19 protein-coding genes are annotated in these 19,686 nt (G+C 43.8%); 14 read left to right on the forward strand and 5 right to left on the reverse strand.

Going from position 1 to position 19,686, the window contains the following annotated elements; all coding sequences use genetic code 11:
* The first annotated feature begins 138 nt into the window (after positions 1-138).
* The 9 genes from GVO60_RS14230 (at position 139) to nqrM (ending at position 8,126) form a co-directional block, all read left to right on the forward strand.
* On the forward strand, positions 139-447 hold the full coding sequence (locus GVO60_RS14230; protein WP_159655160.1) for a BolA family protein: 309 nt from the start codon (positions 139-141) through the stop codon (positions 445-447).
* 432 nt (positions 448-879) lie between these two features.
* On the forward strand, positions 880-2,220 hold the full coding sequence (locus GVO60_RS14235; RefSeq protein WP_159655162.1) for a Na(+)-translocating NADH-quinone reductase subunit A: 1,341 nt from the start codon (positions 880-882) through the stop codon (positions 2,218-2,220).
* A gap of 6 nt (positions 2,221-2,226) precedes the next feature.
* Positions 2,227-3,471 carry an NADH:ubiquinone reductase (Na(+)-transporting) subunit B gene (locus GVO60_RS14240; protein WP_159655164.1) on the forward strand — a complete coding sequence of 415 codons (1,245 nt, stop codon included), beginning with the start codon at positions 2,227-2,229 and terminating at the stop codon, positions 3,469-3,471.
* On the forward strand, positions 3,461-4,231 hold the full coding sequence (locus GVO60_RS14245) for a Na(+)-translocating NADH-quinone reductase subunit C (protein WP_159655166.1): 771 nt from the start codon (positions 3,461-3,463) through the stop codon (positions 4,229-4,231). Before GVO60_RS14240 ends, GVO60_RS14245 begins: the two co-directional genes overlap by 11 nt.
* Positions 4,231-4,863: an NADH:ubiquinone reductase (Na(+)-transporting) subunit D gene (locus GVO60_RS14250; RefSeq protein WP_004415330.1), complete on the forward strand. Its 633-nt coding sequence runs from the start codon at positions 4,231-4,233 to the stop codon at positions 4,861-4,863. The genes GVO60_RS14245 and GVO60_RS14250 overlap by 1 nt, the downstream gene beginning before the upstream one ends.
* 7 nt (positions 4,864-4,870) lie before the next feature.
* Positions 4,871-5,467, forward strand: coding sequence for an NADH:ubiquinone reductase (Na(+)-transporting) subunit E (nqrE, locus tag GVO60_RS14255; RefSeq protein WP_159655168.1), 597 nt, complete (start codon positions 4,871-4,873; stop codon positions 5,465-5,467).
* A gap of 33 nt (positions 5,468-5,500) precedes the next feature.
* Positions 5,501-6,727, forward strand: coding sequence for an NADH:ubiquinone reductase (Na(+)-transporting) subunit F (gene nqrF, locus GVO60_RS14260; protein WP_159655170.1), 1,227 nt, complete (start codon positions 5,501-5,503; stop codon positions 6,725-6,727).
* Positions 6,728-6,866: 139 nt separating this feature from the next.
* Positions 6,867-7,871, forward strand: coding sequence for an FAD:protein FMN transferase (locus GVO60_RS14265; protein ID WP_159655172.1), 1,005 nt, complete (start codon positions 6,867-6,869; stop codon positions 7,869-7,871).
* A 21-nt stretch (positions 7,872-7,892) separates the two neighbouring features.
* Entirely contained in the window at positions 7,893-8,126 is a 234-nt protein-coding gene (nqrM, locus tag GVO60_RS14270) for a (Na+)-NQR maturation NqrM (protein WP_159655174.1), read from the forward strand.
* A 57-nt stretch (positions 8,127-8,183) separates the two neighbouring features.
* On the opposite strand, the gene GVO60_RS14275 is transcribed toward nqrM, so the two are convergent.
* Entirely contained in the window at positions 8,184-9,401 is a 1,218-nt protein-coding gene (locus GVO60_RS14275) for a GGDEF domain-containing response regulator (protein ID WP_159655176.1), read from the reverse strand.
* Positions 9,402-9,557: 156 nt separating this feature from the next.
* Between GVO60_RS14275 and dinB the strand changes: the two genes are divergently transcribed.
* Positions 9,558-10,625, forward strand: a complete 1,068-nt coding sequence (dinB, locus tag GVO60_RS14280; protein WP_159655178.1) for a DNA polymerase IV — start codon at positions 9,558-9,560, stop codon at positions 10,623-10,625.
* Here dinB and GVO60_RS14285 read toward each other — a convergent pair.
* Entirely contained in the window at positions 10,622-12,559 is a 1,938-nt protein-coding gene (locus GVO60_RS14285; protein WP_159655180.1) for a RecQ family ATP-dependent DNA helicase, read from the reverse strand. The genes dinB and GVO60_RS14285 overlap by 4 nt on opposite strands.
* A gap of 78 nt (positions 12,560-12,637) precedes the next feature.
* Between GVO60_RS14285 and GVO60_RS14290 the strand changes: the two genes are divergently transcribed.
* The 4 genes from GVO60_RS14290 to GVO60_RS14305 all read left to right on the forward strand — a co-directional run bounded on the left by GVO60_RS14290 (position 12,638) and on the right by GVO60_RS14305 (position 17,037).
* The gene (locus GVO60_RS14290) at positions 12,638-13,114 is read left to right on the forward strand and encodes a GreA/GreB family elongation factor (RefSeq protein ID WP_159655387.1); all 477 of its coding nucleotides are present in this window, start codon (positions 12,638-12,640) and stop codon (positions 13,112-13,114) included.
* 56 nt (positions 13,115-13,170) lie between these two features.
* Positions 13,171-13,914, forward strand: a complete 744-nt coding sequence (locus GVO60_RS14295) for a YggN family protein (RefSeq protein ID WP_159655182.1) — start codon at positions 13,171-13,173, stop codon at positions 13,912-13,914.
* A gap of 51 nt (positions 13,915-13,965) precedes the next feature.
* Positions 13,966-15,531 (forward strand): sensor domain-containing diguanylate cyclase, encoded by a 1,566-nt coding sequence (locus GVO60_RS14300; RefSeq protein ID WP_225874936.1) that lies wholly within the window; start codon positions 13,966-13,968, stop codon positions 15,529-15,531.
* Positions 15,532-15,672: 141 nt separating this feature from the next.
* Complete coding sequence (locus tag GVO60_RS14305; RefSeq protein WP_159655184.1) at positions 15,673-17,037, forward strand: sodium-dependent transporter; 1,365 nt, start codon at positions 15,673-15,675, stop codon at positions 17,035-17,037.
* 65 nt (positions 17,038-17,102) lie between these two features.
* On the opposite strand, the gene GVO60_RS14310 is transcribed toward GVO60_RS14305, so the two are convergent.
* The 3 genes from GVO60_RS14310 to GVO60_RS14320 are packed head-to-tail and all read right to left on the reverse strand — an operon-like array spanning position 17,103 to position 19,499.
* Positions 17,103-18,194, reverse strand: a complete 1,092-nt coding sequence (locus tag GVO60_RS14310; protein ID WP_159655186.1) for a succinylglutamate desuccinylase/aspartoacylase family protein — start codon at positions 18,192-18,194, stop codon at positions 17,103-17,105.
* Complete coding sequence (gene rimK, locus GVO60_RS14315) at positions 18,154-19,059, reverse strand: 30S ribosomal protein S6--L-glutamate ligase (protein WP_159655188.1); 906 nt, start codon at positions 19,057-19,059, stop codon at positions 18,154-18,156. The genes GVO60_RS14310 and rimK overlap by 41 nt, the downstream gene beginning before the upstream one ends.
* A complete protein-coding gene (locus GVO60_RS14320; RefSeq protein WP_159655190.1) occupies positions 19,059-19,499 on the reverse strand; it encodes an ATP-dependent zinc protease family protein in 441 nt (146 codons plus the stop codon). The genes rimK and GVO60_RS14320 overlap by 1 nt, the downstream gene beginning before the upstream one ends.
* Positions 19,500-19,686 lie beyond the last annotated feature (187 nt).

Below are 19,686 nucleotides of genomic sequence, written 5' to 3' on the forward strand. Positions count from 1 at the left end.
AATTGAGTGATTAGCTAATAAACATGAGCTAAATTGTCGCAGATGCTAAGCAAACTGGGAACTAAAACCTTTTGCTTTGTCGCGAAGGCGATTATTATCTATCTCTTAATGCTGTTCATATTGTTATGGTGAAACACAATGCTGCAAGAAGTGATCGAGACCAAACTACACGCTCAGTTCGAGCCGGATTACCTAAAGGTCATTAATGAAAGTTATATGCACAATGTTCCTCCCGGTTCTGAAAGTCATTTCAAAGTGATTGTGGTCAGTAGTGAGTTTGAAGGACTGAGGTTGATTGCTCGTCATCGTCTCGTGAATCAAGCATTGTCAGATGAACTGGCAAATCATATCCATGCTTTATCGATTCACACCTATACTGGTGAAGAATGGAAAGCGCAAAGTGAATCTGCCCCAGATAGCCCTATGTGTTTAGGTGGCTCTAAATAAGGTGTGACAAGGCGGCGTTTGCCGCTTTTTTTGTGGCGAAGAAAACCAGTAAATATTAACAACGTATAAACAAATAAAATATTTTACTAGTTTTAAAACGAAATGTTTCACGATGTGAATGATTGGCAAAGTCGTCTGTTTTCCTTAAATAGGTGTTTGTGCGATGCATCAAACTTATGACTATTCCTTAGCCTTTTAGACTCAATTCGTTCGAAATATCGCCCCTAATGCATGCATTGGTCATGGCATCAACTTCCCAAAAGATGCTAGACTATCGCACCTGATAAATCTCGATGATTTCTTGTTGCGAGATTTTTAATAGGATGTTGCGATTTTGGCGTTTAAAACAACGCCGAAACCGGACACTAGTGTCGTGTCTAAAAGTTACGCAATCAAAGAATCTTTTTCCCGATAAAAGTAGTGCAAGTGCGTATGATTACAATAAAGAAGGGTCTGGACCTGCCAATCGCAGGAACTCCTACCCAGGTGATTAATGATGGTAAGACCATCAAAAAAGTCGCCTTGCTTGGCGAAGAGTACGTCGGCATGCGTCCTACTATGCATGTCCGCGTAGGCGATGAAGTGAAGAAAGCTCAAGTTCTTTTTGAAGACAAGAAGAACCCAGGTGTGAAATTTACTTCTCCTGTAGCCGGTAAAGTGATCGAAGTGAACCGTGGTGCAAAACGTGTTCTTCAATCTGTAGTGATTGAAGCAGCAGGTGATGAACAGGTGACATTCGATAAGTTTGAAGCTGACCAATTAGCAAAACTTGACCGTGAAGCGGTTAAAACTCAGTTAGTTGATTCAGGTCTTTGGACCGCTTTACGTACTCGTCCGTTCAGCAAGGTTCCAGCAATCGAATCTTCTACACAGGCTATCTTTGTGACTGCAATGGATACTAATCCTCTTGCGGCAGAGCCTGAGTTGATCATTAACGAACAGCAAGAAGCGTTTGTTGCCGGTTTAGATGTGCTTTCAACTCTGACTGACGGCAAGGTTTACGTTTGTAAATCTGGCACCAGTCTTCCTCGTTCTTCTCAGTCAAACGTTGAAGAGCATGTATTTGATGGCCCTCACCCAGCAGGTTTGGCTGGTACCCACATGCATTTCCTGTACCCAGTGAATGCAAACAATGTGGCATGGAGCATCGGCTACCAAGACGTTATTGCGTTTGGTAAGTTGTTCCTGACTGGTGAACTTTACACTGACCGTGTTATTTCTCTGGCTGGTCCAGTGGTAAATAACCCTCGTCTAGTTCGTACAATACTAGGTGCTAGCCTAGATGACGTAACGGACAACGAGCTAATGCCAGGTGAAGTACGTGTGATTTCTGGTTCTGTACTAACAGGTACGCAAGCAACTGGTCCTCACGCTTACCTTGGTCGTTACCACATGCAAGTTTCTGTATTGCGTGAAGGCAATGAAAAAGAACTGTTTGGCTGGGCTATGCCTGGTAAGAACAAGTTCTCAGTAACTCGCTCATTCCTTGGTCATATCTTCAAAGGTCAGTTGTTCAACATGACAACGACAACGAATGGTAGTGATCGTTCAATGGTTCCAATCGGTAACTACGAACGCGTAATGCCATTAGATATGGAGCCTACTCTGCTACTTCGTGACTTATGTGCAGGTGATACTGACAGTGCAGCAGCACTGGGTGCACTTGAATTAGACGAAGAAGACTTAGCATTGTGTACCTTTGTGTGTCCTGGTAAATACGAATACGGTGAACTCCTTCGTGAATGCCTAGATACCATCGAAAAGGAAGGGTAATTTTTCATGGGCCTTAAAAAGTTTATTGAAGACATCGAGCATCATTTTGAGCCAGGTGGTAAACATGAGAAGTGGTTTGCGCTTTACGAAGCAGCAGCAACACTTTTCTACACGCCAGGTTTGGTAACGAAAAAAAGCTCGCACGTTCGTGATAGTGTTGACTTGAAACGTATCATGATCATGGTTTGGTTCGCGGTATTCCCAGCAATGTTCTGGGGTATGTACAACGCGGGTGGCCAAGCTATCTCTGCACTTAACCATATGTACGCTGGTGAACAACTAGCGGCTGTAGTGGCTGGTAACTGGCACTACTGGTTGACGGAAGTGCTAGGTGGCACGATTGCCGCAGATGCAGGCGTCGGCAGTAAAATGCTACTGGGTGCAACTTACTTCCTACCTATTTATGCAACGGTCTTTATCGTTGGTGGTTTCTGGGAAGTTCTTTTCTGTATGGTGCGTAAGCACGAAGTTAACGAAGGTTTCTTTGTTACTTCTATCCTGTTTGCACTTATCGTTCCGCCAACACTTCCTTTATGGCAAGCAGCGCTAGGTATTACCTTCGGTGTTGTTGTTGCCAAGGAAATCTTCGGTGGTACGGGTCGTAACTTCCTTAACCCAGCGCTAGCTGGTCGTGCTTTCCTATTCTTCGCTTACCCAGCGCAAATCTCGGGTGACGTAGTTTGGACTGCAGCTGACGGCTTCTCAGGTGCTACGGCGCTAAGCCAGTGGGCTCAAGGTGGTAACGGTGCGCTAGTGAACACTGTAACAGGTGCTCCTATCACGTGGATGGACGCATTCATCGGTAACATCCCAGGTTCTATTGGTGAAGTTTCGACTCTTGCTCTAATGATTGGCGCGGCGATGATCGTTTACATGCGAATTGCATCTTGGCGCATCATTGCAGGTGTGATGATCGGTATGATTGCAACAGCTACGCTGTTTAATGTTATCGGCTCTGATACTAACCCAATGTTCAACATGCCATGGCACTGGCACCTAGTTTTAGGTGGTTTTGCATTCGGTATGTTCTTCATGGCGACAGACCCTGTATCCGCTTCATTTACTAATAAAGGTAAGTGGTGGTACGGCGCTCTAATCGGCGTAATGTGTGTACTAATCCGTGTAGTTAACCCAGCATACCCAGAAGGTATGATGCTGGCGATTCTATTCGCTAACCTGTTCGCACCTCTATTCGACCATGTAGTAATCGAGAAGAACATCAAGCGGAGACTAGCACGCTATGGCAAGTAATAACGACAGCATTAAAAAGACGCTGGGTGTTGTTGTCGGGTTGAGCCTTGTTTGTTCAATCATCGTATCAACAGCAGCCGTTGGTCTTCGTGATAAGCAAAAAGCTAACGCTGTACTAGATAAGCAAACTAAGATCGTTGAAGTTGCAGGTATCGATACTGAAGGTAAAAAAATCACAGATTTATTTGCTGAGTACATCGAACCTCGTCTTGTTGATTTCAACACAGGTAACTTTGTAGATGGTGATGCAGCAACTTACGATCAGCGTAAAGCAGCAAAAGATCCATCAGAGTCTATCAAGCTAACTGCTGAACAAGACAAAGCGAAGATCCTACGCCGTGCAAACACAGGTGTTGTTTACCTAGTGAAAGACGGCGATGCAGTATCTAAGATCATCCTTCCTGTTCACGGTAACGGTCTTTGGTCAATGATGTATGCATTTGTTGCAGTAGAAACTGATGCAAACACAGTATCTGCGATCACTTACTATGAGCAAGGTGAAACTCCTGGACTTGGTGGCGAAGTTGAAAACCCATCTTGGCGCGCTCAGTTCGAAGGTAAGAAACTGTTTGATGAGAACCACAAACCAGCAATCAAGATTGTTAAAGGTGGCGCTCCAGCAGGTTCTGAACACGGTGTTGATGGCCTTTCAGGTGCGACACTAACAGGTAACGGTGTTCAAGGTACATTTGATTTCTGGTTAGGCGATATGGGCTTTGGTCCATTCCTAGCAAAAGTTCGTGACGGAGGTCTGAACTAATGTCTAGCGCACAAAACGTTAAGAAGAGTCTGTTAGCACCAGTATTGGATAACAACCCAATCGCACTTCAGGTTCTTGGTGTTTGTTCTGCTCTTGCAGTAACAACCAAACTAGAAACGGCTTTTGTAATGACACTAGCGGTTATCTTTGTAACTGCACTGTCTAACTTCTTCGTTTCGGTAATCCGTAACCACATTCCAAACAGCGTGCGTATCATCGTACAGATGGCTATCATCGCATCGCTAGTAATCGTGGTAGACCAAGTGTTAAAAGCATACCTATACGATATCTCTAAGCAGCTATCTGTATTCGTAGGCCTAATCATTACGAACTGTATTGTAATGGGCCGTGCTGAAGCATTTGCTATGAAGTCAGAGCCACTACCGTCACTTATCGATGGTATTGGTAACGGCCTTGGTTACGGTTTCGTTCTTATCACTGTTGGTTTCTTCCGTGAACTATTTGGCTCAGGCAAACTGTTCGGTATGGAAGTGCTTCCACTAGTGAGCAATGGTGGTTGGTATCAACCAAACGGTTTGATGCTTCTAGCACCATCTGCATTCTTCCTAATCGGCTTCCTAATCTGGGCAATCCGTATTCTGAAACCAGAACAAGTAGAAGCGAAGGAGTAAGGACGTCATGGAACATTACATTAGCTTGCTAGTTAAATCGATTTTCATCGAAAACTTAGCACTATCGTTCTTCTTAGGTATGTGTACATTCCTTGCTGTATCTAAGAAAGTTAAGACCTCTTTCGGTCTTGGTGTAGCGGTTGTTTTCGTACTGACTGTAGCGGTACCTGTGAACAACCTACTTTACACCTTCGTTCTAAAAGAGAATGCGTTAGTTGAAGGTGTGGATCTTAGTTTCCTTAACTTCATCACCTTTATCGGTGTAATCGCGGCTTTGGTACAGATTCTTGAGATGATCTTGGATCGCTTCTTCCCACCTTTGTATAACGCGCTAGGTATTTTCCTACCGTTGATCACAGTAAACTGTGCGATCTTCGGTGGTGTATCTTTCATGGTTACGCGTGATTACAACTTTGCAGAGTCAGTCGTTTACGGCTTTGGTTCTGGTATTGGTTGGATGCTAGCAATCGTTGCTCTAGCAGGTATCCGCGAGAAGATGAAGTACTCAGACGTGCCTCCAGGTCTACGTGGCCTTGGTATCACGTTTATTACAGTAGGTCTGATGGCGTTAGGCTTTATGTCTTTCTCTGGTGTTCAACTGTAAGTCGGGTAAACCGCAGCAATTAAAGGAATAGTCATGAATACTATTATTTTTGGTGTAGTGATGTTTACCCTGATTATCTTGGCGCTAGTTTTAGTGATTCTTTTCGCTAAATCGAAACTAGTTCCATCAGGTGACATTACAATTTCAGTTAACGGTGATCCTGAAAAGGCGATCGTTACTCAGCCAGGTAGCAAACTACTTGGTGCACTAGCAGGCGCAGGCGTATTCGTTTCTTCTGCTTGTGGTGGCGGTGGCTCTTGTGGTCAGTGTCGCGTAAAAGTTAAATCTGGTGGTGGTGACATTCTACCAACTGAGCTTGACCATATTACTAAAGGTGAAGCACGTGAAGGTGAGCGTCTAGCGTGTCAGGTTGCAATGAAAACTGACATGGACATCGAGCTTCCAGAAGAGATTTTCGGCGTGAAGAAGTGGGAATGTTCAGTTATCTCTAACGATAACAAAGCGACATTCATCAAAGAGCTTAAGCTACAAATCCCAGATGGCGAATCAGTACCTTTCCGTGCTGGTGGTTACATCCAGATTGAAGCGCCAGCTCACCACGTGAAGTACGCTGACTTCGATGTACCTGATGAGTACCGTGAAGATTGGGACAAGTTCAATCTTTTCCGCTACGAGTCAAAGGTAAACGAAGAGACAATTCGTGCTTACTCAATGGCTAACTACCCTGAAGAAGAAGGTATTATTATGCTAAACGTGCGTATCGCTACGCCGCCGCCTAATAATCCTGATGTACCACCTGGTATTATGTCTTCATTTATCTGGTCTCTTAAAGAGGGCGATAAGTGTACGATCTCTGGTCCATTTGGTGAGTTCTTCGCGAAAGACACTGACAACGAGATGGTTTTCGTTGGTGGTGGTGCAGGTATGGCGCCAATGCGTTCACATATCTTCGATCAGCTTAAGCGTCTAAACTCTACGCGTAAGATGTCATTCTGGTATGGTGCGCGTTCTAAGCGTGAAATGTTCTACGTAGAAGATTTCGACGGCCTAGCGGCAGAAAACGACAACTTCGTGTGGCACTGTGCACTGTCTGATCCTATGCCAGAAGATAACTGGGATGGTTACACAGGCTTCATCCACAACGTATTGTACGAAAACTACCTGAAGGATCACGAAGCTCCTGAAGATTGTGAATTCTACATGTGTGGTCCACCTATGATGAATGCAGCTGTTATCGGCATGCTAAAAGATCTAGGTGTAGAAGATGAAAACATCTTGCTAGATGACTTCGGCGGTTAACCTGTCTAAGTGATTGATATTATGGCTGGCTCTTAGGAGTCAGCCATTTCTTTTTGAAATTAAGTAATTGATATAGAAAATTGGTCTTCAAGGCTGAATCAATTTCCTATATCCATTTAACGACAATAGGAGTTAACAAGTGAAAAAGTGGCTTGTTGCATTTGCTTCTCTATTGGTTCTTGCTGGTTGTGAAAAACCGGTAGAGCAAATCCATCTTAGTGGCCCAACAATGGGCACCACCTATAACATTAAGTATATTCCATCTGAAACCACGCCATCTCCAGAGGTTCTGCAAGCAGAAGTTGATCGTTTACTGGAAGAGGTAAATGATCAGATGTCGACGTATCGCAAAGACTCTGAACTAAGCCGTTTCAATCAAAACCAAAGCTCGGAGGCGTTTGAAGTATCTCCTCAAACCGCAACTGTGGTGAAAGAAGCGATTCGTTTGAACGGTCTTACTTTAGGCGCGTTAGATGTGACGGTTGGCCCTTTGGTAAATTTATGGGGCTTTGGTCCTGAAGCTCGCCCTGAGGTCGTTCCAACCGATGCGGAGTTGGCGGAACGTAAAGCGAATACGGGCATTGTGCATTTATCTGTAGAAGGTAATACACTATCTAAAGATATTCCGAACTTGTATGTCGACCTATCAACCATTGCCAAAGGATGGGGTGTGGATGTGGTGGCGGATTACATTCAGTCAGAAGGCATTCAAAACTATATGGTTGAAGTAGGCGGTGAAATGCGTCTAAAAGGCGTCAACCGTGAAGGTGTCGCTTGGCGTATTGCAATTGAAAAACCATCAGTAGAAGAGCGTGCGATCCAAGAAATCATTGAACCAGGAGATATGGCTATCGCGACGTCTGGTGATTATCGCAATTATTTTGAGCGTGATGGTGTGCGCTACTCTCACATCATTAATCCAGAGACAGGAAAGCCAATTAATCATAAGGTAGTTTCAGTCACTGTTTTGGATAAGTCTTCGATGACGGCTGACGGCTTGGCAACGGGGCTGATGGTATTAGGCGAAGAGCAAGGCATGAAGATTGCGGAAGAAAACAATATTCCTGTGTTTATGATTGTAAAAACAGAAAACGGATTCAAAGAGCTTGCATCATCGGCATACAAGCCTTTTATGAACAAATAATTACCGAGTGAGCATGTCATTATGAGTACATATCTAATTACCTTTGGCGTATTTCTAGCTGTAATAGCAGCCATGTCTATTGGTTATATTATCCAGAAGAAAGTGGTGAAAGGCAGCTGTGGTGGCTTAGGCGCTGTAGGCATCGATAAAGTGTGTAATTGTCCTGAGCCTTGTGATGCGCGTAAAAAGCGCGAAGCTCGTGAAGCAGCTAGACAAGAAAAGCTTGCTGCGTGGGAGAAAGACCGTATTGCATAGGTCATTCCCTCTGCGAGACTAATTAAATAAAAACCCCAGCTCTAGGCTGGGGTTTTGTTATCCGTCACTGACTAATTGATTTCGCCCTGCTTCTTTAGCTATATAAAGCCTATCATCGGCGCGCTTAATCTGCTCTTCCAGTGATCCTTCCGATGTACAAACACCAATACTGATTGTCACGTCAATTTGCTGTTCATTATGCTTGATACTGGTTTTCTCAACCCGTTGACGCATTTTCTCTAGTCGCGTGAGGAATTCATCAGTTTCTGCACAGGATTGGATACAAAACTCTTCCCCCCCAAAACGAACGACCACATCATCAGGGAAATAAATTTTAAGAATGTTTGCGAGTGTGACTAGTGCAGAATCACCACCATCATGCCCGTAGGTGTCATTGACCTTTTTGAAGTGATCTATATCGAGCATTGCGATGCTACGTTTTTCACACCCACTACATGCTTGATTGAATAAAAATCTGCGATTCCATAGACCAGTCAATGCATCTTGATTGGCCATTCTATATAGGTTATCTGTCGCTTCTTTCATGTCTAGTAATTGATGTACTCGACAGTAAAACTCTTCCTGATTGAACGGCTTATGTAAGAAGTCATTCGCACCAGCTTTCAGAAATCGAGCGGTCATGGTGCTATCATCACTGCCAGATAAACCGAGTATTCCCATGGTGTTTTTATCAAAAATTTGTCGAATCTCTCGTGTCATCGTAATGCCATCTTTAATCGGCATATCGTGATCGGTAATGACGAAAGTTATGTCGTTAGACTCGTTCAATACTTTTAATGCTTCCTCACCGTTTTCAACTTGAGTCGTTTTTATATATTGGTGTTCAAGTAGCTGAGTGACATGACGTCTTACAGTTTGAGAGTCATCAACCACAAGTGCGTGATGATGGATATTGTTGATGAGGCGCTTGGCTAATGGGAGTAGGTACGACACTGATGCCATGCTGTCTTTGAGAATATAGTCAACAACACCTTTTGCAATGAAATGTTCCCGAGTTTGTTCGTTGAAGGTTCCCGTCAAAACAATCACTTTTTGCTCATGGTTTAAAACAAGATCAATGACCTCGCCGTCTTGCGCATCGGGCAAGCAGTAATCAAGCACTGCAAAATGAAAATTGCCATGCTTGTCGAGAGCTTGTTTCGTTTCTTGGTAGTTTTCACAGTCCACAACATCACAACCTAAAGAGGTCAATTGCTGACACAAGTAATTTCGGTAGGCGCGACTGTCTTCAACGACCAATATTTTATGGTTCAACCTTGTTACTCCATGTTTAAGGGACGTCGATCTAATAATAACGGCTTATTTTGATACTTCTATAATCTAGTGCAAAAATTTGACGCTGTGACACGCTATTGGATTAAATCAAGTTAACGATTATACTGTGTTTGTGTACAGTGTTTGGCGTAAGCAATGAGCAGCGAAAAAGTAAAAAAAATTATCCATGTTGATATGGATTGTTTTTATGCCGCGGTTGAAATGCGTGATAACCCTAGCTATCGCGGCAGGCCTTTGGCTGTTGGCGGCCATGAAAAGCAACGGGGTGTGCTTAGTACGTGCAATTATGAGGCGCGCAAGTTTGGCATTCGTAGCGCGATGCCTACCGCTAGAGCATTGCAGCTTTGCCCGAATCTTTTGGTGGTGCCAGGGCGAATGCAGGTTTACAAAGAAGTATCTGGGCAGATTAGAGCCATCTTTGAACGTTATACTCATTTGATTGAACCTCTCTCTTTGGATGAAGCTTTCTTAGATGTTACAGAGTCTAAGCAATGCCACGGTTCCGCGACGCTGATTGCAGAGTCCATCCGACGAGATATTTGGTCAGAACTCAATTTAACCGCCTCGGCAGGTATTGCTCCTGTCAAGTTTTTGGCGAAAGTAGCTTCGGATATGAACAAACCTAATGGTCAGTACGTCATTCCACCTGAAATGGTTCAAGATGAAGTGGATAAATTGCCATTAGAAAAGATTCCTGGTGTTGGCAAAGTGAGTTTAGAAAAACTGCATCAAGCGGGCTATTTTGTTGGGAAAGATATTAAAGAGAGTAATTACCGAGACTTACTGCTTCGCTTCGGTCGCTTAGGGGCGTCGTTATGGAACAAAAGCCACGGCATAGACAACCGAGATGTGGTTGTTGAACGTGAACGGAAGTCTGTTGGTGTTGAGCGAACATTTACCCAGAACATTTCGAGTTATGACGAATGTTGGCAGGTGATTGAAGAAAAACTGTTTCCTGAACTCGATAAACGACTTGAGCGCGCTTCACCTGACAAAGCGATTATAAAGCAGGGTATAAAACTGAAATTTGCTGATTTCCAGCAAACTACGATAGAACATATTCACCCTAAGCTCGAGCTTGATGACTTTAAACAGTTACTGCGAGATATTCTTAAGCGACAAAATGGTCGAGAAATTCGTTTATTGGGCTTAAGCGTGATGCTTAAGCCCGAAGAGCAAGTGAAGCAGCTGAGTTTCTTCTAACTTGTTATATTGATCACTTGTTGTTTGACGGTAGCAAAAGGCACCGCTTCCATGCGGCCAAACCCATTCAGTGATCGGGCTTTGAGCTTGGTTAACGTTGGAGTGGTGATACCACAAAGGAATTTGGTTTTGAGAGCACTTGAAAGCGTATCTTCAGCTTTTTTATCTAATTGCTCTAGCCAATGTTCTATATCGGATGGGTTGATGCTATCTGCTGTTATTTTGGGTAGTGCAGCAACCTTACCGCGACAAACGCTGCAATGACCGCAGTTTTCAGGCGCTTGGTGATCACCGAAGTAGCTTGCTAGTCGATGGCTTAGGCATTGGTTTGACTCAAAAAAATTAAGCAGTTCATGGATTCGTTTAACATCGCTTGTTTCTTTGTCACTAAAAAGCTGAGATAACTGATCAGTCAGTGATTGAAGCGTACTTGGTGCCTGATGAACTTGATATACTTCCGTCATTAACTTGCTTTCGAGTTCTATCCAGCCCTTTTGGTGGAAGTAGTCAAGTGCCGCAATGGCTCGGTTGCGTTCACCTTGAAACTGGTGCCAAAGCGTATCGAAGTCAACCTGGCACCATGTTTTTGCTTGAGGTGAGCAGTTAAACAGGGCTGTAATGAATTCACGACGCTCCGGGTTAAAGTGATTGATGATCGCTTGTTTGTCGGCTAAGTATTTAAATCGATAGTCTGCAAAGTAGCTGTATTTTGCGCTGATTAAGCCAGCCATCTCCATGTATACCATTAGTGTTTTTAGCGGTAACTGACGAACATTACTTTCCGTAGCCAGTCGGCTTAATACGACTTCCCACTGTGGCGTATTTTGGACAGCTTGTTGCAACACAAAGGCAATTTCTGATGATTCAGGAGTATCCCCATAAATAAAGTTCTCAAGTGTGCTGATACCATTTTGATTTGCTAATAGTATGCAGTGTGAAAGCTGCCCATCTCGCCCGGCTCGACCTATCTCTTGTGCGTAGTTTTCGATCGATTTTGGCAAATCATAGTGAATGACTCGACGAATATTGGCTTTGTCTACGCCCATACCAAAAGCAATAGTTGCGACGATGCAATCAATCTCTCCACGCATAAATTGGCTTTGAATGGATTCCCGAACTTCATTGGCTAAGCCTGCATGATAGGCACTGACGTTAGTGCCACCTTCGCGCAGCATATTGGCCACTTGTTCTGCTGCGCTCTGTAACGTGACATAAACGATGGTGGGGGCAGTAGGTGCGGCTTGAACAATGGATAATAAGGCTTCCGGTTTTGTTTCATCTTGGCAAGGTGAGACGGTTATGTCGAGATTAGAGCGATAGAAACCAGTAATAACAACATGTTGCTGTGCTATCTCAAACTTAGTCTGCATATCGTCGATAACGGCTTGAGTTGCCGTGGCCGTTAACAGTAATGCTTGCGGAATATTAAGGGTTTTAAGGTACTGGGGCAGTTTTAAGTAATCAGGGCGGAAGTTGTGTCCCCATTCGGATATACAGTGCGCTTCATCGACCACGAGGAGTGAAATTGGTACTTGTGAAATGAATTGACGAAATCGCTCATTCTTCAAACGCTCAACAGAGATCATCAGGATCTTAGTGTGGCTGAGACGAACCTGCTCCATGACATGCTGCGTTTCTTCTTTAGTCTGACTCGAATCTATTGATGCTGCTGCAATCCCTTTACTCTTAAGAAAAGCGAGCTGATCTTTCATCAACGCCAGTAAGGGAGAGACGACAAGAGTTAGATTCGGCAATAAAAGGGCGGGGAGTTGGTAACAAAGCGATTTCCCCGACCCTGTCGGAAAGATAGCCGCGCTTGAGTGCCCATTAAGCACGTGATTGATGACAGATTCTTGCCCACCTCTAAGAGAATCGAAGCCAAAGGTATTGCGAAGGGTGCTGTGAACATCAAAATCTTGATTTGGGCTACTCATTGCGCTTTATTCCAGTATCTTTCAAATGCATTGACCACTATTCTAAGGACATTCGCTTGAATGGAACATGATTTTAGTATGAATAAGTTAGAGCTAAAGCAAACAATCCTAGGTTTGCTGCAGCAAAAGTGGAGTATTGCCCAGAATTCGGTTCAAAGAGCGATAGAGTCTGCGACCGATGAAGAAACAGTACCTGAACATAAATACGATACCTTAGCATTAGAAGCGTCCTATTTAGCTCACGGGCAGGCTATGCGCGTTCAAGAGTGTGAACAAGAAATACGTACTATGAGTGATTTAGTTCTTCCTACCGCACCTGATAAAGTGACGTTAGGTACCTTGGTCACTGCTGTAGACCTAGAGGACAAGGAAAAAACCTTCTTTATCGCTCCTTGTGCTGGTGGGTTGAAAGTTAACTTTGGTGGTGAAGAAGTGGTTGTTGTAACGTTTGAATCACCACTTGGACGCTCATTGAAAGGAAAATCGGTTGGTGATGAGGTTAGCTATCAGGTGTCAGACACGACGTTTTGTTACGAAATAGAAACCATAAGCTGACATGATGATAGCAATGTTTTGTTATGGTAAAAGTGAATTAACCCAGTGAGTAGAGTATGAAAAAGGTATTACTAACACTTCCATTCCTCGTTTCAAGTCACGTGTATGCCGCGCAATGTAAGGTTGATTTGAAAAATGAAATTCACTTAAGCGGTGATAAACTTGAAATTCACCAAGTGAGTGGAGATACCGCAATTGTTGATGCGGACAATAACGTTACTATTCATGGTGAACGTATCGAGTTAAATTCAGAGCAAAAACAAGCGGTAAGTGAATACCGAGAAAGCTTGAATGAATATCTGCCAAGAGCAAAACAGATCGCTCAGGATGGATTGGCACTAGCCAATGAAATTGTCGATGATGTCGCAGAGAGTTTTGATGCACCAGAAGCTTTCGAAGGGGTTAAAACTTCTATGAAAGAGTTCTATGCAGACGTAGAAGCGCGTTATTACAAGAACGGTGATCTAATATTACCAGCCGATAGTTTTTCTTCATTAGCGGATACTTGGACAGAAGATTTAGAGAAAGCGACGGCGTTATTCAATGAAGAGTTTATTACTAGCGCTTTTGGTGCAATGTCTGAAAAGATGAAGCAAGAAGGTGGCCTAAACCTGACTGAGATGGCGAATTCGATGTCTGAGCTCAAAGAGCGTATTGAAAATCGCATCAAAGAACACCAGAGCGAAGTTGAGCAACAGAGCGAAGAATTTTGTGATTCTCTAGATGATATTGCAGAGCAAGAACAAGAATTACATAAGAAAATTCCTCAACTAAAAGACTATCAAGTTTTCACCATCTAGACTTAAAGAGCACCAACAGGTGCTCTTTTTGTAGACAAGGGTGAAGTGATTGTGTTTAATTCTCGCTCATTAATGAAATGGCGTACATTATCCCAGGTGCAAGTCTCTAATTTTTCCATTAAACAACTGACCATCTTAGCGTCTGTCATGATGGCCAGTGTTTTCGTGTTCTGTTATCTCACATTTCGCTACTTTTGGACCTATGATGCTGCTGTGGACTTAGCGGTAGCACAGCAGCAGGAAGAAGTTCGTCGTGTAAAAACGTTACTTGAAATTCAAAAGGCCGATCTGGCAAAAAGTCTTCTCGATTATGCAGCATGGGATGAAGTGGCTGAGTTTATCTCTGGAGACAATGATGATCTGCTTGAAAGCAGTATCAATGAACATTCATTTTCAGCTCAGCAAGTGAGTGGGATTTTTATCTTTGATCCCAATGTAGCTTTAGTGTGGGGTAAACTTTACGACTACATATATAAAACGGAACTCTCCTACGACGAAATCCGCTATAAGTTTGGCGCTTTGCTTGCCGATAGTTTGCGTTCCCGAACAGACCAAATTACCCCGTTCGTAAAATTTCTTGTTCTAAATGAACAGCCCCACCTAATGGCGACATCGAGAGTCTGTAACAGTGATGGTATGGATTGTGATAAAGGCTTCATGATGTTTATTAAACCTGTCGGCAGCGAGTTTAGTCGGACGCTAAAGCGAGCAACAGGGCTTGATGTTGACATCCTAACTAAGCCTGATCATAGCCCTCCATTGAAGCTATCGGGTAGCAACACATCTTTGATTGAAAAACTGGATTACCAAAATGAATCAACAGTTTCAGTTGTTATCCATCATTCAGTAAAAATTCCGCCATTTATTACTTGGGGAGAGCTCTCCGCTGTTTTTGCGTTTGCCGTGTTCATGTTTGTATTTAACTTGAGCGTCGTACATATCATGGTTCGCCCTATCAAAAGAGCACGTAGCGCACTCGATTCTCTTACTAAAGGAGAGGCATCTCAATTAACTGAGCAAGATACCTTTATTTCTTATGAAATGAGGGATTTCATTTACCGTATCAATGAGGTTTTTGGACAACTAGAGAGCAAGCAGCGTGAATTGGAGTGGGTTGCACTTCATGATGCACTGACCAAAGTTGGTAATCGCCGAAGCTTACAGCAGTATTGGAGTGCACTAACGGAGTCAACAGAGCTGCACTATACCAGCTTGGTTTTGATCGATATCGACTACTTCAAGCCTTTTAATGATCATTATGGGCATATTGAAGGGGATAGCGTCTTACAGCACGTTGCACAAACTTTAAAAAATGCTCCGACTGAATGCGAGAAGTTTGTATCTCGCTTTGGTGGAGAAGAGTTCTGTATTGTTTTAAGTAGTCACTTACCCATTGATAATCAACAGGAAGCTGAATGGTTAAGAGCGTCGATTGAACAACTGAATATTCTGCATCAGTATTCTTCGATTGCGTCACATATCACAATCTCAGCTGGGGTTGCGGATTGTGCGAGCAACAAGCTTGATAAACTTCAAGATATCTTCTTAGTTGCAGATAGGGCTTTATATCAAGCGAAGGATGCTGGACGAAACACAGTAATTATTCAGCCTTACTAAGTTTTGTGTATTCGATTGTTTACAGATCGAATTGACTGATTTTTAGCCTGGGGTTCAATCTATTATTCTGCATTTATTGCTATGGGTGACTCTTTGTAATAATGTACTACCCAACTAGTTCATTAGTGCGAATTGAGTAGTATGGCACAAGTAGACACTTCACAACCTCGCGAGCATTTTGGCTCACGTCTCGGCTTTATCCTTGCAGCGGCGGGAGCCGCTGTTGGCTTAGGTAATATTTGGGGATTTCCCACTCAAGCGGCTAGCAACGGCGGTGGCGCTTTCTTACTGGTTTATTTGGTTATGATCCTTGTGGTTGCCTTTCCTATGCTCGTAGTAGAAATGGCGATTGGCCGTCATGGTCAAGCTAACCCCGTTGATAGTATGCGATCATTGACACCTAATTCACTCGGAAAGCGTGTTGGTGGTGCGATTGGCTGGATAGGCTTGAGCGTACCGAGTGCAGTATTGGCTTTCTATAGCATTGTTGGTGGATGGTTGATCTGTTTTCTATTAGGGGCGGTGGCTGACGTAGTTGGATTTGAAACCGCAGCTGCATGGTTTAAAGGCTTTAGTGTTGAGCGTAATCTTTTTGGCACTATTACTTTCTATGTGCTTACTATCCTAATTGTTCAAGGAGGCGTAAAGCAGGGTATTGAGAAATGGTCTACCCGTTTGATGCCAGCACTGTTTGTGTTATTTGGTCTTCTGTTTGTTTACATCATGACTCAATCAGGTGCAATTGAAGGTCTAAAGCACTATTTAATCCCTGATTTTGAAAAAATAATGGATCGTAAACTGATCTTAGCTGCGATGGGGCAGGGATTTTTCTCACTGACCATTGGTGGTTGCTCGATGCTGATATATGGCTCATACCTAAGTAAGAAAGAAAATCTACCCAAGATGGCGATGAACGTAACGCTGGTAGATACAGCTGTTGCTTTTATCGCTGGTTTGGTGGTGATGCCTGCAATGTTTGTCGCCATGCAAAAGGGTGTGCAGATATACGCGGAAGATGGCTCGCTACTTAGCTCAGACACGTTAGTTTTTACGGTGTTGCCACTGATGTTTGACAGCTTAGGTTTTGTTGGTCAACTTTTCTCAATTGTGTTCTTTTTGCTACTCACTATTGCAGCGTTAACGTCTTCGATATCTATGCTTGAGTGTCCAGTTGCGTTGGTAAGTGAGCGCTTTAATACTAAACGCACATCAACAAGCTGGGCACTTGGCGGCCTGATCGCTCTGTTTAGTGTGGTGATTGTTTATCACTTTGCAGAGTTGTTTGGTTTAGTGGCAATGGTTGCGACTCAATATCTTCAGCCCGCAGCGGCACTGCTATTTTGTTTGTTTGGTGGTTGGGTATGGAATCGCCATTCAAAAATTAAAGAACTTGAGCAAGGCTATCCAGAATTTACCCAAGGTTGGTTTGGTAAGCTTTGGCCTGTCTATGTGAAGTTTGTTTGCCCTGTGTTAGTTGTGACGGTTATTTGGGCTTCGTTTGGGTAGTTGAGTGCGCAAACTCTAGATATAAAACAGCCCGCGAAGTGCGGGCTATTCTATATGGGGGTTTATTAAGATGGTGAGTTAATTTGCCCAGTTGTCAGTGTTTCTACACCGATATCTGTTACTTCTTCAATAAACTCTTCAACCACTTGTTCTACTTCGTCGTCATCTTGCGTGAAGTAGGCAAGGTGGAAGATAGCATCACCCTCGTTTACCAATGGCAGTGTTTGTTGACCGATGACAATTCCGCCTTTACGAGCAGTTAGTTCGATCTCACTGTGACCCAGTGGGGCGCTGATGTAAGCCAGGACTTGGCCTTTCTCAACTTTTTCACCCAATGTCACAACAGTTCGCAAAATACCGTCGCTTTCAGCACGAAGCCAACTAGTCGATTTTGCGATCACAGGTGTTGGTAGCTTTTTACGGCTTGAGCGCAGCATGCCAATTGCCTGCATCACTCGTTGCACACCAATGAAACCAGCACTGATACAAATAGGCTCGAATCGTAGTGCCTCGCCTGCTTCGTAAGTCAAAACCGGAATGCCCAGGCGTTCTGCTTCGCTACGTAGTGAACCATCACGTAGTGGAGCATCGACGATCACTGGCGTAGCAAACGCCTGAGCAATACGAAGTGTTTCTGGGTTACTTAAATCTGCGCGAATTTGCGGCAGGTTGGTACGATGAATCGCACCGGTATGTAAATCCAGAATATAGTCACAACGCTTAGCAACCTGGTCAAAGAAAGTATGCGCCATGCGTGAAGCAAGCGATCCTTTCTCACTACCCGGGAAGCAGCGGTTTAGGTCACGTCTATCCGGTAGGTAACGTGACTTATGAATAAAACCAAATACGTTGACGATAGGTACAGCAATCAAGGTACCTTTGAGTTTGTTTACATCAATGGTGTTGATCAGCTGTCGCACAATCTCAACGCCGTTAAGTTCATCGCCGTGGATAGCCGCATTGACCATAAGGATTGGTCCTGCTTGCTTACCATTGATGATCTCAACAGGGATCGATAAAGGTGAGTGTGTATAAAGCTTGGCTGCTTCTAACTCAATAACCTTACGTTCTCCCGGTGAGACAGACTCACCGAGAAATTCAAACGCGCTATTCTTTTTAGCCTTTGCCACGAGTTTTAGTCCTTTTACTTGCCGCATTCTTCTCAATAAATTCGACAATCATTCCAGCAATATCTTTACCAGTTGCGGCTTCAATACCTTCAAGACCTGGAGATGAGTTTACTTCCATGACCAATGGACCACGGTCCGATCTTAATAGATCAACCCCAGCCACATTTAGACCCATTATTTTTGCTGCAGCAACCGCTGTGCGGCGCTCTTCTGGTGTGATCTTAATTAAAGATGCACTACCACCACGGTGTAGGTTTGAGCGGAACTCACCCTCTGCGCCTTGACGTTTCATCGCAGCGATAACTTTGTCACCAATCACGAAGCAGCGAATATCCGCACCGCCAGCTTCTTTGATGTATTCTTGTACCATGATGTTCGCTTTTAAGCCCATGAATGCTTCAACAACGCTTTCCGCTGCTTTGCGGGTTTCAGCAAGAACAACACCGATACCTTGGGTACCTTCAAGTAGCTTGATCACAACAGGTGCGCCACCAACCATCTCTAGAAGGTCTTTTACATCATCAGGTTTGCTTGCGAAACCTGTGATTGGCATACCGATGCCTTTGCGTGATAGCAGCTGCATTGAGCGAAGCTTGTCACGAGAACGTGTAATCGCAACTGATTCGTTGACTGGGTATACACCCATCATTTCAAACTGACGTAGAACCGCAGTGCCGTAGAAAGTTACGGATGCGCCAATACGAGGAATGATTGCATCGAAACCAGATAGCTCTTCACCTTTAAAGTGAATCTCTGGCTTTTCTGAGTTGATATTCATGTAACAACGTAGTGCGTCGATCACTTTTACTTCGTGACCACGACCTTCCGCCGCTTCAATTAGGCGCTTAGTTGAGTACAGGTTCGCATTGCGAGACAGAATACCAATTTTCATTATTTGCTTTCCTCGAAAGGGACTAAAAACGATTCCACAGGGTCAACCACAATACGGTCATGCATTGCAGTGCGACCTAATAACATGCGAAAAGCCATGTTTTCGCGATTAGTTAAAGTAATTTCAATTGGCCAGCTTTTCCCGCCAATGCTGAGTAGTGACTCGATCACGTAACGTGATTCTTCGTGACCACCTGAGTCGCGTACAACACGCTCATCAACTACTTTAGCTTCACATACAGTTTCTACATCCGTGTTATGTTGTATTGGGTGAATCCAGAAGCGGACCCAAAGAGCTTCGTCCTTCTTAAAGCTCTCTACTTTGAACGCGTGTAAGCAAGACGTTTTGGCGCCGGTATCAATTTTTGCGTTAATTTCGTTAATACCTAAACCTGGCAGGCTAAGAGTTTCTCGCCAACCGACTAATAGTTTTTCTTTCATCGCAGTAACATAATTTTAGAGAGTATTTAAGATGCTCGAATGAGGTGAGCATCCCCAACATAACACGGTCGAATATTGCCGAGTATAGTGCTTGAAGAGGGTAGAGAATGTACCCAAAGGCGCTTCAAGGAGGGCGACTGTAGCAACCTGTGCAGGGTGTGACTAACGAAAAGAAATCACCGTGACG

The organism is Vibrio atypicus (genome assembly GCF_009811315.1).
Lineage (GTDB): Bacteria > Pseudomonadota > Gammaproteobacteria > Enterobacterales > Vibrionaceae > Vibrio > Vibrio atypicus.